Raw genomic sequence first — 15,061 nt, 5'->3', positions numbered from 1 at the left:
TACAGAACAATGTATATGATTCAGGAGGCAGAAGATGATGAGAGGAAATACAGGCAAACAAAAAAGAAACGGATGTTTGAGAATGCTGTGCTGCGGGGCGCTGATATGTGCGGTGGCAGCCGGAGGAACCGTGCTCGGACGGAAAATACGCATGAACGTTAGGGAAAACCAGACTCAGAATATCACTCAGGCGGCGCTGAAGGCAGAGCCTAAGACGAAACCGTCGCAGGGAAATGTGACCGCGTCCTTCAAGTCTGGCTGGAATATGATTCTTGTAAATCCATGGAATGCCATGAATCAAAATTTTTCCGTCGAATTAACACAGCTGGCCAACGGGCACGCTATTGACAAAAGAGCCTATCCGGATTTGCAGAATATGATGGATGACGCCCGTGCCGAGGGATTGTCGCCAATGATTTGCTCCTCCTACAGGACATGGGATAAACAGAGAACATTATACGATAACGAGACAAAACGTTATATGGCACAGGGATATTCAAAAGAAGAGGCAGAAAAGGAGGCGGCAAAATGGGTGGCTGTCCCCGGCACCAGTGAACATCAGACCGGGCTTGCGGTGGATATCGTGGCTCAGAGCTACCAGATTCTCGATAAGAAACAAGAGGATACCCCAGAGCAGAGGTGGCTGATGGAAAACTCCTATAAATACGGTTTCATTCTGCGCTTCCCCACAGATAAAAGTAAGATAACAGGAATCAATTATGAGCCATGGCATTATCGGTATGTAGGGAAAGAGGCCGCAAAGGAAATATATGAGCGGGGGATTTGTCTGGAAGAGTATTTGGGCGGAGAGGATTGACCCTATGAGGACTATTACAAGAGTGGTAATAGTCCTCTTTTTATGTTAAGATTATTATCAAATTATGAGAGGCGAGGCAGCCCCATCTGCTGTAATCTCCGTAGGATTGCAGGAGTGTCAAAGAATTTTGACAGTGGAAAATCCCTTGTGTCAAACAAGTTTGATAGACAATCTGCGTACAGTATGGCAGGATGTGATTGAAAGGAGACGTGTTATGGAGATTGGCAGTAAATTAAAAAATGCACGGACAAAGGCCGGGCTGACTCAGGAAAAGGTGGCGGAAGAGATTTCAGTATCCCGGCAGACCGTATCGAACTGGGAGAACGAGAAGTCTTACCCCGATATTATAAGTGTGATTAAACTGAGCGACCTCTATGACATCAGCCTTGATATCTTATTGAAAGGGGACGATGATATGATGAAGCATTTGGAGGAAAGTACGGACGTCGTGAGCAGTAACAAAAAGCTGCTGACGGCGATAGGCATAAACGCCTTTTTAGTTGTTCTATTTGTGTTTTTTAACGGATGGATTGCAGAGAACCGTTTTCTGATGGCTGGCAGTGCATCCATTGCTATCTTAAGTACGACGGCGTTATTTTATCAGATTATCAAAAAAATTTAGGAGGGTTTCACATGACTTGGTATATGGTTGTATTAGTATTTCTTGTTTTATTGGGAGCAGTTACATTGGCTTATCAGGTGTTCCGGATGACGTCTATCGACGCAAAAAGCAGGGGCTTGAAGCATCCGCACTTTTGGGGAATGTTTGCGCTTAGCGGCGAGGGCAGCGGAGGACTCTTGTTGTATCTGCTCGGGAGGAGAAAGTACCCTTCCAATATGAGCATGGGCGACAGGGAATCTATGGATAGCTGCAAGAAAAAAGCAGGTGTTTCCCTTACTTTACTGGCGCTGTCTGCCATCTGCCTGATGGCGGTTTGCATTTTGAAGTTCTAAAGGAGAGAAAAGATGAGAAAGATTGCGGTCGTGGAGGACGATTATTTATTTAATGAGGCGCTGAGCCGGACGCTTGTGAAGGCAGGATACGAGGTAGGCAGGGCTTATACTGTCCGGGAAGGGCTGGGGCTGATTGATGAAAGCCTCAGCCTGATGATTATCGACATCAATCTCCCCGACGGGGAGGGGCTTGAAATCTGCAAAAAGGCCCACGGCTTCAATCAGATTCCTGTGATTTTTTTGACCGCCAGAGATGAAGAGGCAGACATGCTTCAAGCATTTGATATGGGCGCGGATAATTATTTGGTGAAACCTTTTCCCATGCCGGTACTGCTGAAAGCCATTGCGGCCATCCTCAGGCGGACGGAGGATGACAGCGGCGTATTTGTCTACATGGATTTGAAATTGGATTTCAAACGAATGACGGTCACTTATAAAGGTGAGGAAATCAGGCTTACGCCAAAAGAATACAAGCTGCTGGAGCTTCTCGTCAGAAATAAGGGCAGAGTAGTCACAAAAAACATGATGCTTGAACAGGTGTGGGATAAGGAAGGGGCGTTCGTGGAGGAAAATACGGTGAATGTGACGCTGAACCGCCTGAAAAAGAAAATAGAGCCGGATACGGCAAACCCCATATTTGTAAAAAATGTATTTGGCCTTGGCTATACATTTGGAAAGTAGGACGTGATGTTTCAAGAGAAGAAGGAAATGGAAGCCTTGTCCCGGAATCTGGAGAGGCTTATCGGCGGAGAATATTTAGGGATGGCTGAGGTGAGCCGGGACACCCTGCCATCAAAGATACAACATCAGATTATTAGATTGTCGGATAAAATACGTGGGAACGAAGAACGTATCGGACGGGAAAAGGATGAGATTAAGAAGTTGATCGCAGAGATTGCCCATCAGCTGCGCAATCCCCTTGCCAATATGGAGGTCTATCTTGAGATGCTGGCGGAGGAAGAGGCCAGTGAGGAGGAAAGACAGTTCTGCATAGAGGCAATCGCCGCGTCGGAAGGGAGAATCCGATTTTTGACGGAGGCTTTTATTAGGATGGCGCGTCTTGAGAGCCGGATCATCCAGATAAAAAAGGAGTCCTTGTATCTGCGTGATACGCTGCTGAACAGTATCCTGCAGGCAAAGACACTTTCCGAGGAAAAAGGGATTCAGATTCGGCTGGAGGCGGCGGAAATAAAAGTCCCACACGACGCCAACTGGCTAGGAGAGGCCGTATATAATCTCTTGGATAACAGCATGAAGTATTCAGAAAAAGATTCCTATATTGATGTTAGGGCGGTACAAAATGAGATGTTTGTGCAAGTTGTGGTGCGGGATTATGGAATCGGTATTATGGAAGGGGAGGAAAATCTTATCTTTCAGCGCTTTTACAGAGGGAAAAGGGTGACTGTACAAGAAGGCTTCGGGCTTGGACTTTATCTTTCCAGAGAAATTGTCCTCCAACACGGCGGATTTGTGAAAGCACGGCGCATGAGTCCCGGGTTAGAGATTGCCGTTTATCTGCCGGTGGGAGAACGAAGGAGATGAATGTAAGTAGTTTGTAAGTATTAGATGCTAGAATAAGAAATATCAATCATGAAATGAGGTGGAGATATGGAAGTCTTAAGAACGAAGGGACTCAAGAAGATATACAATACCCCATCAAGCCAGATCAGGGCTTTGGACGGAATTGATATTTCTGTAGAAGAGGGAGAGTTCATTGCAATCGTGGGGTCTTCCGGCAGCGGGAAGACGACATTGCTGAATATGCTGGGCGGGCTGGACAACCCGACGGAAGGAGAGATTATTGTCAGGGGCAAGAACCTGACCGACATGGACAGCGAGGAGCTGACCGTATTCCGCAGGAGGAATATTGGATTCGTGTTTCAGAATTATAACTTAATGCCGATACTGAATGTGCACGAAAATATGACGCTGCCGCTCAAGCTGGACGGGCTGGGGGAGGACAGGAACTTTTTGGAGCAGATCATAGAAAGCCTGAAGCTCAAGGAAAAGCTTTACAGTATGCCGAACACGTTGTCGGGAGGGCAGCAGCAGAGGGTGGCCATAGCAAGGGCCTTGGTGGCGCGGCCTGCCGTAATACTTGCGGATGAGCCTACCGGCAATCTGGATTCCAAGACGGGGACGGAGGTAATCGGGCTGCTCAAAACAAGCGCCATCCAGTTCAACCAGACGATTCTTGTTGTGACCCACAATGAGGACATTGCACAGATGGCCGACCGTATTATCCGTATTGAGGACGGAAAGGTAAGCGGTGGCGGACATGAAGAATAACAATAAAGAAGTAATTGCCCTACTTGCTAAAAAAAGTTATAAAGACAATAAGGGACGGAACAAAATCCTCACCGCCGCAGTGGCTTTTGTAGTTATCATGCTGTTCGGTGTATTCAGCCTCTCCATAGGAAAGATTGAGTCGGATTACCTGCTCTATATACGAACTGCCGGAACTGCGGCGTACACGTCGCTAGAACGTCCCTCGAAAGAACAGGCCGAAATCATAAAAAATCTTAGTTATATCAAGGAGACCGGAGAGACAGTCGATATTGGCTATACAGAAGCGTTCGGATGCGAGGTCTTGGATGAAGATGCATATCAGCATATGCAGAAGCCGGCGTACACAGACATCAATGGGGCATACCCGCAAAAAGAGGATGAGATTATGCTTCCCGTGCGTGGGTTAGAAGCACTGGGAATTGAGACACCCCAATTGGGTATGGAGATTGTGGTGGAGATTCATCTTGTGAACGGGGAGAATCTAAAAAAAGCCTTTTATCTGTCAGGTTATTATACCGAATATGTAGACCCGCTTACGGCAGCCCCGAAAGGTTATTTCTCACAAGCTTTTCTGGACACACTGGACATCGACAAAGAGTACAATACAACCTTATTAATACAGCAGAATGATACGATTGTGGACGATTTTATTGAAAATCTGTTATATAGGGATGTTCCGATGAGTGATGACACCCAGCAGTTTATCGGTGGCATTGCCATGACCCGTCAGGTGATTTATGAAATGACAGGAGGTTTTGACACCGCGTTCGCGTTGATGCTGTTGATTTTAGGAGGAGCCTACCTGCTCCTGCACAATGTGCTGCATATCTCTCTGAACCGGGATATTAGACAATATGGCCTCTTGAAGACATTGGGGACGACGAAAAAGCAGCTGAGAAGCATCGTGTACCGCCAAGTCGCATACACCGTGCTGCCGGGCTGCCTGATTGGAAGCACGGTGGGCTGTATCCTCATTCTGTTTGTCGTGCCAAGGCTGCTCTCCGATATGTACCTGAAGGGACTGGGACAAGCCTCGGCTATGATTGCGTTCCGACCTTGGATACTGGTGGGCGCCAATCTCTTCGGTGCGTCGGTCGTCTTTATCAGTGCGGCATTTGCTATGAGGAGAGTCGTGAAGATGTCTCCCCTTGAGGCATCCAGATATATGGAGCGCACGGCTTCGGAGGGGAAAAAGGAGCGAAGGAGCACGGAGGGGGGAAGCATTTTCCGTATGGCGTGGAGGAATATATTTCGTTTCCGCAGACGTCTGATAATCACGGTGCTGTCACTTGTTCTTGGCATTACTGTATCTCTCGGGGCGGTGGTGATATCGAAAGGTACGGACACCACCCATGAGATTGATTACAACAATCCGGATTTCACGATACATTCTCATATGTCCGCATTGAGTACAGAGCAGTCTAAGGACGAGGACATTTTCTTTGAGCCGGCTTTAAGAGACGAGATTCTCAGCCTCGACGGTATCCAAGACAGTGAGATTATGCACGGAGGCTTTGCAAGAGTTTCGAGCAGCGAGAAGGCACTCGCAATCCGTTTTGAGGCGGAAGGGTTCGACATAGGGGAAGCGGAGAATGAACAGGCGGACAGATGTATGGTAGTGCAGGTACTTGAGGATAAGTATCTGGATGAGCTGGGCGAGCTCGCGGCAGAGAAGAATCTTTACATCGATGTGGATGCGGTGAAGAACGGGGAGGGACTGATTATCATGCATAATCACAGTCTTTCAAAGATAATGACGGAGAAAAGCCGTGAGACAATCGGGATGCCTCTTGTAGTGTATAATCTTGACAAGGATAAGGCAGAAACGATGACCTTAAGCGGATATCTGGACTTTAAGGAGAAAGGGCTTCCCCCGTTCAAAAGAACATGGAATGGCCCCGGAATCCTCTATTTTATCACCAGTCAAAAGGGATTTGAAAATACAGGACTGGCCGACCGGACTTTCGGCATAACCCTTGATGTGGATGAGGAAAAAGAACCGCTTTTAAAAATCCGTTTAAATAATCTGGTGCAGGCGAACAACCGCAGCCTTGAGATCAGGGCGGAAAGTGAGGGGGAAGAGCTGCTGAACCAGTCGCTGTATATGCTGGCAAAGTCGGATATGCTGGAGGCGGCAAGGGATTATATCTCTGCGTCCAGAATTGTTATGGGCGTGCTGTGCACAATCTTGATTTTGATGGGGCTGGTGAACTATATAAATGTGACGATGACCGGCCTGACTATGCGCAGGAAGGAATTTGCCGTTATGGAAAGCATCGGGCTCACCAGAAAGCAGCTGCAGAATATGATACTTTTGGAGGGAGTATTCTATAGTGTGATTGTTGCGGCGGCGACCGTGGTTATGGGAAGCGCGGCGTTGTTTGGACTGAAAATGTTGATGAAGAAGAGGATTGCGTACTTTGCGTTTACATATCCAGCGCTGGAGCTGGCGGCATGTATTGCGGCGCTCTTTGCGGTGTGCATCGTGATTCCCCTTTTCATGTATAAAAAGGCAGTGGGAGAAAGCGTCATTGATAGATTGAGAAGTTATACAGATTAGAGAAAGGAAGCTGTGGGCAGAAAAAATATGACAGTTGGGATAGTTGAAGATGACAGATTATTGAGTCAGGCACTGGAAATCGCTCTGCGTGATGCCGGTTATGACACCATATGCGCACATACAAAGAAAGAGGTTCTGTCCACGATTGGAGAGCAAGCTGAGCTGCTTCTCGTGGACATCGGTCTTCCGGACGGAGACGGACTCAGCATGTATCAGGAGATACGGAAGAGGCGTGATATTCCTGCCCTATTTTTGACTGCCAGAGATGAGGAACAGGAGATGCTGGCGGCTTATGACATCGGTGCGGATGATTACGTGGTAAAGCCGTTTTCTATGAGGGTATTATTAAAAAGAATTGAGGTAGTGCTCAGGCGGAAGAAGGAAGAGACGCTCTCCTTCCGGGAAATTGTCCTATATAGGGATAGAAAACAGGCTTTTATAAACGGAAGGGAGATTCCGTTGACGGCGAAGGAATTCAAGCTGCTGGAATATCTGATGGCAAATCAAAATCAGGTGCTGACAAAAGAGAATATTTTGGACAAGATATGGGGGCTGGACGGGCAGTTTGTGGTAGATAATACGGTCAGTGTGACTATCAACCGGTTAAGGAAGAAGATAGAGCCAGACGTAAAACAATCCACCTATATCATAAATGTGTTTGGCCTTGGTTATCGGATGGGGGAAAAATAACATGTATTTAGTAATCGGGACGAGCGTTCTGTTGGGAGTGGTGTTGGGTGCCGGTGGAATGTATGGACTGCAGAGGCGGTACCGTGGGCAGGAATTAAAAAAGATTGTGAAGATGGCGGAAGACATTTTAAATGAAAAGCGGATTGAGGCCGCAGCTTCGGGGGAGGAAACACTGTGCGCAAAGGCAGAGCATTATCTGGTGCGGGTGCAGGAAGTGATGCAGGGGAGAAGAGACGATGCGGAGAAGAGCCGCGACGGTATTCAGAAGTTAATTACTGAGATTGCCCATCAGATGAGGACGCCGCTTACAAATATGGAAACCTATCTAAGATTTTTGCGGGAGAGTGCCGGCAAAGAGGCAGAGAAGCATTTGAAATATATTGCAGCCATGGAAGAAAGCACGGGGAAATTACACTTTCTGGTGGAGAACTTTATCAAAATGTCCCGGCTGGAGCAGCAAGTAATCCCAATTAAAAAAGAGGAACGAGATATACTGAGAACTGTCAGAAATGCGCTGGGACAGATATATGGACAGGCGGAGATGAAGGATATCCGATTCCAAATCACACTGCTTAAAGAGGCTGTTTATCTTCATGACCCCAATTGGCTGGGCGAGGCAATCTACAATCTGCTTGATAATGCGGTAAAGTACAGTCAGAACGGAGATACGGTAGAAGTATCCATGGAAAAAAATGAAATGTTTCTGAAAATACGGATACGTGATTATGGAATCGGAATTGAAGCAGGGGAAGAAAATCTAATATTTCAACGGTTCTACAGAGGGAAACGTGTGACTGTCCAGCAAGGGTACGGAATCGGCCTCTATCTATCCAGAATAATCGTGAACAGGCATGGCGGTTTTTTGGCGGCGAAGCGGATGGAGAAGGGACTGCTGATGGAAATGAGTTTTCCTTTCGTTTGTTAGAAGTCTGTTAGATTTACCGTCTATACTTGTTTGGTAGGGCAGGAGAGGAGAAACTGGCTATGGAGATGGTGAAGGCGGTCGGATTAAAAAAATATTATAGGACAGATACTTATGAGGTACATGCGCTGGACGGTGTTAGTATCTCTGTGGAGGAGGGCGTGTTTGCCGCGGTGGTGGGAACTTCGGGATGTGGAAAGACCACGCTTTTAAATCTGCTGGGAGGATTGGATACGCCCACTGAGGGCGGTGTCTGGATTCGCGGAAACAGTCTGAAGGATATGGGGGACGAGGAGCGGACGGTATTTCGCAGGAGAAATATCGGTTTTGTATTCCAGCAATACAATTTGGTTCCCGTGCTAAGTGTATACGAGAATATAGTACTTCCCCTGCGTCTGGACGGCTCCGATATAGACAGCGGCCTGCTGGAGGGGATTACAGGCGTTCTTGGGATTCAGGAGCAATTACAGCGTCTGCCACGGACATTATCCGGCGGTCAGCAGCAGAGAGTAGCAATCGCGAGAGCGCTTATGACAAAGCCAGCCATTCTACTGGCGGATGAACCTACCGGAAATCTGGATTCGGAGACAAGCGTAGAAGTAGTAGGGCTTTTGAGAGCCTGCGCAGAAAGATTTCATCAAACGGTAATCGTTGTGACACATCAAGAGGAAGTGGCGCAGATGGCTGATTATGTCATACGAATCGCGGATGGCCGAATCTGCGGGCGGGAGGGGTAAGTCATGAGTGGAAACGGTGCTATCCCTAGTCACAATAAAGACGTGATTCGGATGTTGTCAAAAAAGTTTGGGCAATCCAATAAAGGAAGGAACCGCATTCTTGCGGGCGCGGTTTGTCTGTGCATTGTCACATTGACTATGGTATTTGGCATATCCTTTGGCAAGGTGAAGGCAGAATATTTGAGAGCAGTAAGGGCGGCCGGGACGGCAGCTTCGGTAGAAGTCGCGAATGTGAGCCAGCGGCAGTATGAGGAGGCGTCCACACTTGCGTATGTAAAATCGTTGGGCAGATATGCCCCTGCGGGAGAAGCTGTTTTCGAGGGAAAAGAGGCCGGCAGGATTCGCGTGTTGGATGAGCTGGCGTGGGAGAAGATGGTCAAACCTGCCTATACAGATATTCATGGGCATTATCCTGAGGAGGAGCAGGAGATTATGCTTTCGGCACGGACACTGAAAGACATGGGAATCCATGAGCCGGCAGCAGGGATGGAGATTCCGCTTACGGTGAACTTAGGACTGTTTCGCACGGAGGAAGAAACGTTTCGTCTCAGCGGCTGGTATACAGATTATGCAGACAGCCGGACAGTCTCTAGGACAAGCTATATTTCACAGGCAAAATATAAAGCCTGGGGATATGATATCCGGGAAAATGCGAATATGCTGATCTGCCAGTCCGACAATATGGACTGGAGGGAAGTGGAGCAAAGGCTGTATCAAGATTTGCAGGAGGATGGCACAAACATTAAAATAACCGCGGGCAACACTTTTACATACGATGCAGTGGGCCGGATGGCAGGAGGTTACGGCATGGCTGTGCTGGGGGCACTTGTAATCTTGTGCGGCATGTTTTTTTTGGTACATAATGTGATGCATATTTCTATGGCGGGAGATATTCGCCAGATGGGACTTTTGCATACGATAGGCACAACAAAAAAGCAAATTCGCAGCATATATTTCGGACAGATTCGAAGTGCCATAATTCCGGGAGTAGTGTTGGGGATTTCCCTTTCTACGTTCGTACTGCACTTCGCTATACCAAGAATTCTGGGCAGCCAGTATTTAAGCAGATATGGCGGTGCAGGGGGATTTGAAATATTCCGTCCGGAGATTCTTGGCGCCGCCACAGTATTTGCCGTGGTTCTTGCGGCAGGAGCCGCCGCGGGAGTCATTTACCGTGTCGTAAATATATCTTGTGTGGAAAGTGTAGATTATACAATTCCGGCGAGTAATAAGGCAAAAGTGCGACAAAAACCGGAAAGAGTGAACTATAAAAGAAGGAGCGCCGAGCTGGAGCTGTGGTATATGGCATGGCAAAACCTGACCAGACAGAAGGGACGGTTCTTGCTTACCGTTTTTTCTCTCTTTCTCGGCATGGAGGCTTTTCTGGGAACGATTGTCATTACAAAGGGCAGCGATTATATGCATGTGATTGAAAAACGCCCGGATTTTTTGATTTCCGGAGAATTCAGCGAGTGGGGGAAGGAAGAGGGATATGGCATGGAATATAAATCCCGGGATGCAGGAGAAGACCCCATGAAAACAGAGGGAGATAATTTTTGTCTGCTATATGGGAACGAATATGATGAGTTCGAACCTGTTTCCACGGAGGTCAAGGAGGAACTGCTAAAGCTTGACGGAGTGGATAGGACAAAGTCCTATATTATGGAGGGGGCCTATATGATTTCCACGGTTTCCCGGAAAGGGATTCGGCCTTTAGAGGATGATTATAATGGGAAAGCGGCTGAAAAGGAAGGTACGGGTTACAGCTCCGACTATGCCATGGTGGAAGGATTTGAAGCGGATATAATCCAGATATTAAGCGAGGAAGAAATCAATGAACTCCAGAAATATGCAGAAGAAAATAAACTGTCGGTGGACATGGAAAGCTTGCAAAATGGCACCGGTGTGGTAATTCTCCACGACCATCTATTATCCCCGGAGCAGGAAGTGATGGCGGCAGAAAGCGTGGGGGAACCGGTGTATTTTACTTCGCTCTGGTCAAAGGAAGAATGGATGGCTTGGAACAAGATGAACCCGGAGGAGCGTGATACCATGGAGGAGACATTTCCAAGAAAGCAGTCAGAGGCGTTTGCGCTGTGCGGTTATGTTGACAATCGTGGAGAAGAGTTCCCTGAAATCAGGCAGACATGGCATGGCGCAAAAGGCTCCATATATTATCTTATCAGTGAGAAAGGCTTTGAGAAGCTGCCTTCAGATAAAAAGACGCTCTATATGGAGCTGGAAGTGGAAAAGGAAAAAGAGCCGGCGGTTAAGGCAGAGATTCAGGAGATTGTCATTCGGGAGAACCAAAGAAGAGCGGCTGAAGTTACCAACATGGAAGGTGAGCGCGGAGAGGCGGGCATTTTCTGTATCAGCAAGTCGGAGCTTTTGTCGGAGGCGGCAAACTATATTCAGGGAAACCGCATGATTTTTGGGAGTATCAGTGCGGTTCTTTTGTCTGCCGGGCTGATGAATTACTTTAATGTCATGATTACGGGAATTTTATCTAGAAAAAAAGAGCTGGATATTATGGAGAGCGTGGGAATGACGAAAAGACAGAGGCGGAAGCTTCTGCAGGCGGAAGGCCTGTATTACTGTCTGGTCGTGGCAGGGCTGATGCTGACGGCAGGAAGCGGGATTTTGGCAGCGATATCTTTCTATATGAATGAGAAACTGTCCTATTTTGTGTTTGGATATCCGTTTGGGTGGTTCTTTTTGTTAATATTAAGTCTGGCAGGAATCTGCGCTGCACTTCCTGCCGCTGTTCGCATATCATAGAATAGAACGATGCGAAAGGAACTAATCTTATGCCATATTCAATAATGTTAGACGCCGGGCACGGCGGCAGCGATCCCGGAGCAGTATATAACGGGCGGCAGGAGAAGGATGACACTTTGCGGCTTGTACTGGCTATCGGAGAGATTTTACAGAATAATGATATAGATGTGGAATACACAAGAACCACGGATGTCTACGAGACCCCTTACCAGAAAGCCATGGAGGCAAATGAGGCGGGGGTGGATTTCTTCGTATCCATTCACCGGAATTCGAGCCCCATGCCCAATCAATATTCGGGAGTGGAAAGTCTGGTCTATGATTTGTCGGGAATCAAATATGAGATGGCACAGAATATTAACGCGCAGCTGGAGACGGTGGGATTTGTGAATCTGGGTGTAAAGGCAAGGCCCAACCTTGTCGTGCTGAGAAGAACCCGGATGCCTGCAGTTCTGGTAGAAGTGGGATTTATTAATTCGGACACGGATAATCTGCTGTTTGACAATAATTTCAACGATATCGCACAGGCTATTGCCGACGGCATATTAGATACATTAAATGTAGGAGCGGTAGAAGATGAAATGCATTACCGGGTACAGGTGGGAGCCTTCAGGAACAGTACTTATGCCAACCGTCTGCTTCAGGAGCTGATTGAGATGGACTTCCCCGCGTATATAGATGACAGTGGCCAATATGACCGGGTACAGGTGGGAGATTATATGACTCTGGCCGAGGCAGTGCAGATGGAGCAGCGGTTGAAACGGGCGGGGTATCCTACCGTGATAGTGAGTATGACGTAGTATCCGGAAGTGTGTACGTGACAAAAGGGTATGCAGAAATGAGGGACATTTCTGCATACCCTTTTTATCAGTGGCTGGTTTTGGTTTCTGCCTGCAGGGCAGGGAATTGTCTGGCAACAATCAGGACTGCGGCAAGTAATATAATGGGAATCCATACTTTAAGGTCTACGATAGTGTTCACGACGGAAAAGGAAGTCTCGTCGGCTGTATAACCGGCAAGTTCCAGAAAGCCGCCCACTATCAAGGTGGAGAACGCGCCAAAGAACTTGCGGACAAAGGTGCTGACGGAGTTGATGAATCCGGCATGGGCGTTTCCATAGTGGACTTCTGTATAATCCGTACAGTCCGGAATGAGGGAAAAGCAGCAGGTGTTGGCGCAGGTCAGGCCTATTGCCGTAATTGTGCTCATTATCACAACCAAAGGTAATCCTGCCCCGTCCCGCAGGACGAGGAGCATCAGGGCCGATACGGTCTGAAGGAGCATGCTCACACAAAGGATACGGATTTTTCCGAGTCTGCGCAGTAAGGCGGGCATCAAGGGCATAACGAGTAAAGTGGACAATATCTTAATCACGGAGATAGGGGCAAGGATGCTTGTATTATGGACAACATATTTGAGGTAGTAGATACTTATGGCAGCATTGAAGGAGATGCCCATATTTACAAAGCCAAGCAGTAACCCCGTACACAGGACTGCCTTGTTGTGAAAAAGAAGCTGTGCCAGTTCCCGGAAGGTGGCATGTTTTTTTGTGGGAATGGAATTATGATAGTCCATCCGGCGGGCGCTGCGGGCGGCAACTAATGCGCTGGCCACACATAAAAAGGCCACGATAGCGGCGGCGGCCAGCCAGCCCGCCCGAACATCATGAAAGGCAGACACCACGGGAATGGTAAATAACCCCACTGCGGAGGTGGCGAAAGCGCCTACCAGTTGGCGGGAGGCAAGCAGGAGGTTCCGCTGGTGTGGGTCTCTGGACATTACGCTGTTGAGGGCCTGCCATGGAATGGTAAATTGTGTATAGAACACGGAGAAGAGAGCCATCACAATTAAATAGTAGACGAGCCGCACAAGCTCAGAACCCGGCGGTACGACGAACAAAAGGAGAATGGTGACAGCCCAGAAAATAGAGCCGAATATCATATGGGGGCGGTACTTTCCGAAGCGCTTCGTATTCGTACGGTCCACCAGCCGGCCGATAATCGGGTCATTGACGGCGTCCCAAAAGGATAGCACCATGTTCCAGAAACCGACCGCAGCGATAGGCAGCCCGGCTATATCGGTCATAAAGCTCATCCCGAACTGGAGTTTGAATTGATGAGGAAGGGTTCCGGCCAGTGCTCCCAGCCCGTAGGATACGATTTCATTTTTGTACAGAGAATCGGAAAGAGATGCCTGTTTTGCATAATGTTTCACGGGAAATTACCTCCTGTGGAGAATCTTTTGTTTTTTAGTATGAGTAAATAATATACTATTTAATAAATAAATTCAATAATAATATTAAATACATTAGTAATACAGGAGCACAATTCTCCTAATTGCACAAAATAAAAGAAGGGAATTGATGCATAATGCACAACGCCCTTCCTGAAATGTCTATTATAATAAGATGCTGGGGTCAAAATACTCTTTGACTTTGATGTCTACAGATTTCTCCGCACTTCGTGCTCCCAAAATCCTAAAGTTATCCAATTGCATGCAAGCATGCATTGGATAACCTTGGGACCCTGACATCATAATAATATTTTATAAATGCGGCTTGGCCGTCCTTTTGAATAGCTTTTTTTCTCGGAAACGATTTCTGCATATCCGCTTTTTAACAATGTATTCAAGAAACGATTTGCGTTAGCGGCGGTAACCTGCAGGGAGGAGGCCAGATCTTGTGTGGTTAGCTCTTTTGTTCCCAGCATCTCCGTGGCGGAGAGAATACGCTGGATGGTGGAAAGTGAGAGACGGGAATCGCTTGCGGCCTGAAGAATACCGGGGGTTACTTCCTTCGTATTACCGGTACTGTTAGACGCCTCCAGCGGCCCGACCAAAGCTTCGCTTTGATTGATAAGGTAGGACTTGTGGTTCCTCTGCGCGATTTTAGAGGCGGCGGAGGCGTTGTTGCGGGCTTTCATTACGTTGGCTCCAATCCCATATCCAATCTGTGTCTCGATGCCTGTCCGGCTGAAGATAAAGGCCCGGAGCCGGCAGTTCGTGAAATTATCGGTGATGTTTTTTACAATCTGCTGTGTCGTGTATATCTCATAACAATGAGGGGCCTGCCGGATTACGAGCCCTGCCGTATTCTCCTGATCAAATTCCAGAAGGCTCTGCTGAATGCTTAAATTGTTGGAGTTGATGCTTGTCAATCCGTCGGACAGGAGCGCGTCGGAAGTGACATACAGTACGGCCGGCAGGTCGGAGTCCATCTGCGCCAGCCTGATATCGCTTATAAGAAGCTGGAATGTGTCTACCACCGTATCACTGGCAGGATAGACGAAGGAGCAGGGGATGCCCTTTTCCTGCAGTTT

Annotated in this window: 14 protein-coding genes; 12 read left to right on the top strand and 2 right to left on the bottom strand. The window is 47.8% G+C overall.

Going from position 1 to position 15,061, the window contains the following annotated elements; genetic code table 11:
* Nucleotides 1–34: 34 nt before the first annotated feature.
* The 12 genes from BN6465_RS16780 (at nt 35) to BN6465_RS16725 (ending at nt 12,544) form a co-directional block, all read left to right on the top strand.
* Nucleotides 35–817 (top strand): M15 family metallopeptidase, encoded by a 783-nt coding sequence (locus BN6465_RS16780; protein WP_066737355.1) that lies wholly within the window; start codon nt 35–37, stop codon nt 815–817.
* Between the two features lie 214 nt (nt 818–1,031).
* Entirely contained in the window at nt 1,032–1,439 is a 408-nt protein-coding gene (locus BN6465_RS16775) for a helix-turn-helix domain-containing protein (RefSeq protein WP_066737353.1), read from the top strand.
* Nucleotides 1,440–1,450: 11 nt separating this feature from the next.
* Nucleotides 1,451–1,771 carry a hypothetical protein gene (locus BN6465_RS16770; protein ID WP_066737351.1) on the top strand — a complete coding sequence of 107 codons (321 nt, stop codon included), beginning with the start codon at nt 1,451–1,453 and terminating at the stop codon, nt 1,769–1,771.
* A 12-nt stretch (nt 1,772–1,783) separates the two neighbouring features.
* Complete coding sequence (locus BN6465_RS16765) at nt 1,784–2,452, top strand: response regulator transcription factor (protein ID WP_066737349.1); 669 nt, start codon at nt 1,784–1,786, stop codon at nt 2,450–2,452.
* Nucleotides 2,453–2,458: 6 nt separating this feature from the next.
* Nucleotides 2,459–3,313, top strand: a complete 855-nt coding sequence (locus BN6465_RS16760) for a sensor histidine kinase (RefSeq protein ID WP_082891758.1) — start codon at nt 2,459–2,461, stop codon at nt 3,311–3,313.
* A 66-nt stretch (nt 3,314–3,379) separates the two neighbouring features.
* Nucleotides 3,380–4,060 carry an ABC transporter ATP-binding protein gene (locus BN6465_RS16755; protein ID WP_066737345.1) on the top strand — a complete coding sequence of 227 codons (681 nt, stop codon included), beginning with the start codon at nt 3,380–3,382 and terminating at the stop codon, nt 4,058–4,060.
* On the top strand, nt 4,050–6,620 hold the full coding sequence (locus BN6465_RS16750; RefSeq protein ID WP_066737343.1) for an ABC transporter permease: 2,571 nt from the start codon (nt 4,050–4,052) through the stop codon (nt 6,618–6,620). Before BN6465_RS16755 ends, BN6465_RS16750 begins: the two co-directional genes overlap by 11 nt.
* Nucleotides 6,621–6,647: 27 nt before the next feature.
* Nucleotides 6,648–7,310 carry a response regulator transcription factor gene (locus BN6465_RS16745; RefSeq protein WP_066738741.1) on the top strand — a complete coding sequence of 221 codons (663 nt, stop codon included), beginning with the start codon at nt 6,648–6,650 and terminating at the stop codon, nt 7,308–7,310.
* Between the two features lies 1 nt (nt 7,311).
* Nucleotides 7,312–8,235 carry a sensor histidine kinase gene (locus BN6465_RS16740; protein WP_066737342.1) on the top strand — a complete coding sequence of 308 codons (924 nt, stop codon included), beginning with the start codon at nt 7,312–7,314 and terminating at the stop codon, nt 8,233–8,235.
* Nucleotides 8,236–8,294: 59 nt separating this feature from the next.
* A complete protein-coding gene (locus BN6465_RS16735; protein WP_066737341.1) occupies nt 8,295–8,969 on the top strand; it encodes an ABC transporter ATP-binding protein in 675 nt (224 codons plus the stop codon).
* Between the two features lie 3 nt (nt 8,970–8,972).
* Nucleotides 8,973–11,747 (top strand): ABC transporter permease, encoded by a 2,775-nt coding sequence (locus BN6465_RS16730; RefSeq protein WP_227183539.1) that lies wholly within the window; start codon nt 8,973–8,975, stop codon nt 11,745–11,747.
* A gap of 29 nt (nt 11,748–11,776) precedes the next feature.
* Nucleotides 11,777–12,544, top strand: coding sequence for an N-acetylmuramoyl-L-alanine amidase (locus BN6465_RS16725; protein WP_066737340.1), 768 nt, complete (start codon nt 11,777–11,779; stop codon nt 12,542–12,544).
* Between the two features lie 67 nt (nt 12,545–12,611).
* Here BN6465_RS16725 and BN6465_RS16720 read toward each other — a convergent pair whose 3' ends face one another.
* Nucleotides 12,612–13,958 (bottom strand): MFS transporter, encoded by a 1,347-nt coding sequence (locus BN6465_RS16720; RefSeq protein ID WP_066737338.1) that lies wholly within the window; start codon nt 13,956–13,958, stop codon nt 12,612–12,614.
* Nucleotides 13,959–14,275: 317 nt separating this feature from the next.
* Nucleotides 14,276–15,061 (bottom strand): hypothetical protein (locus BN6465_RS16715; RefSeq protein ID WP_066737336.1); only part of this gene is annotated, 786 nt, incomplete at its 5' end.

The sequence above is a fragment of the Bariatricus massiliensis genome, from assembly GCF_900086725.1.
GTDB lineage: Bacteria > Bacillota > Clostridia > Lachnospirales > Lachnospiraceae > Allocoprococcus > Allocoprococcus massiliensis.
This window is presented reverse-complemented; position numbering and strand designations above follow the sequence as displayed.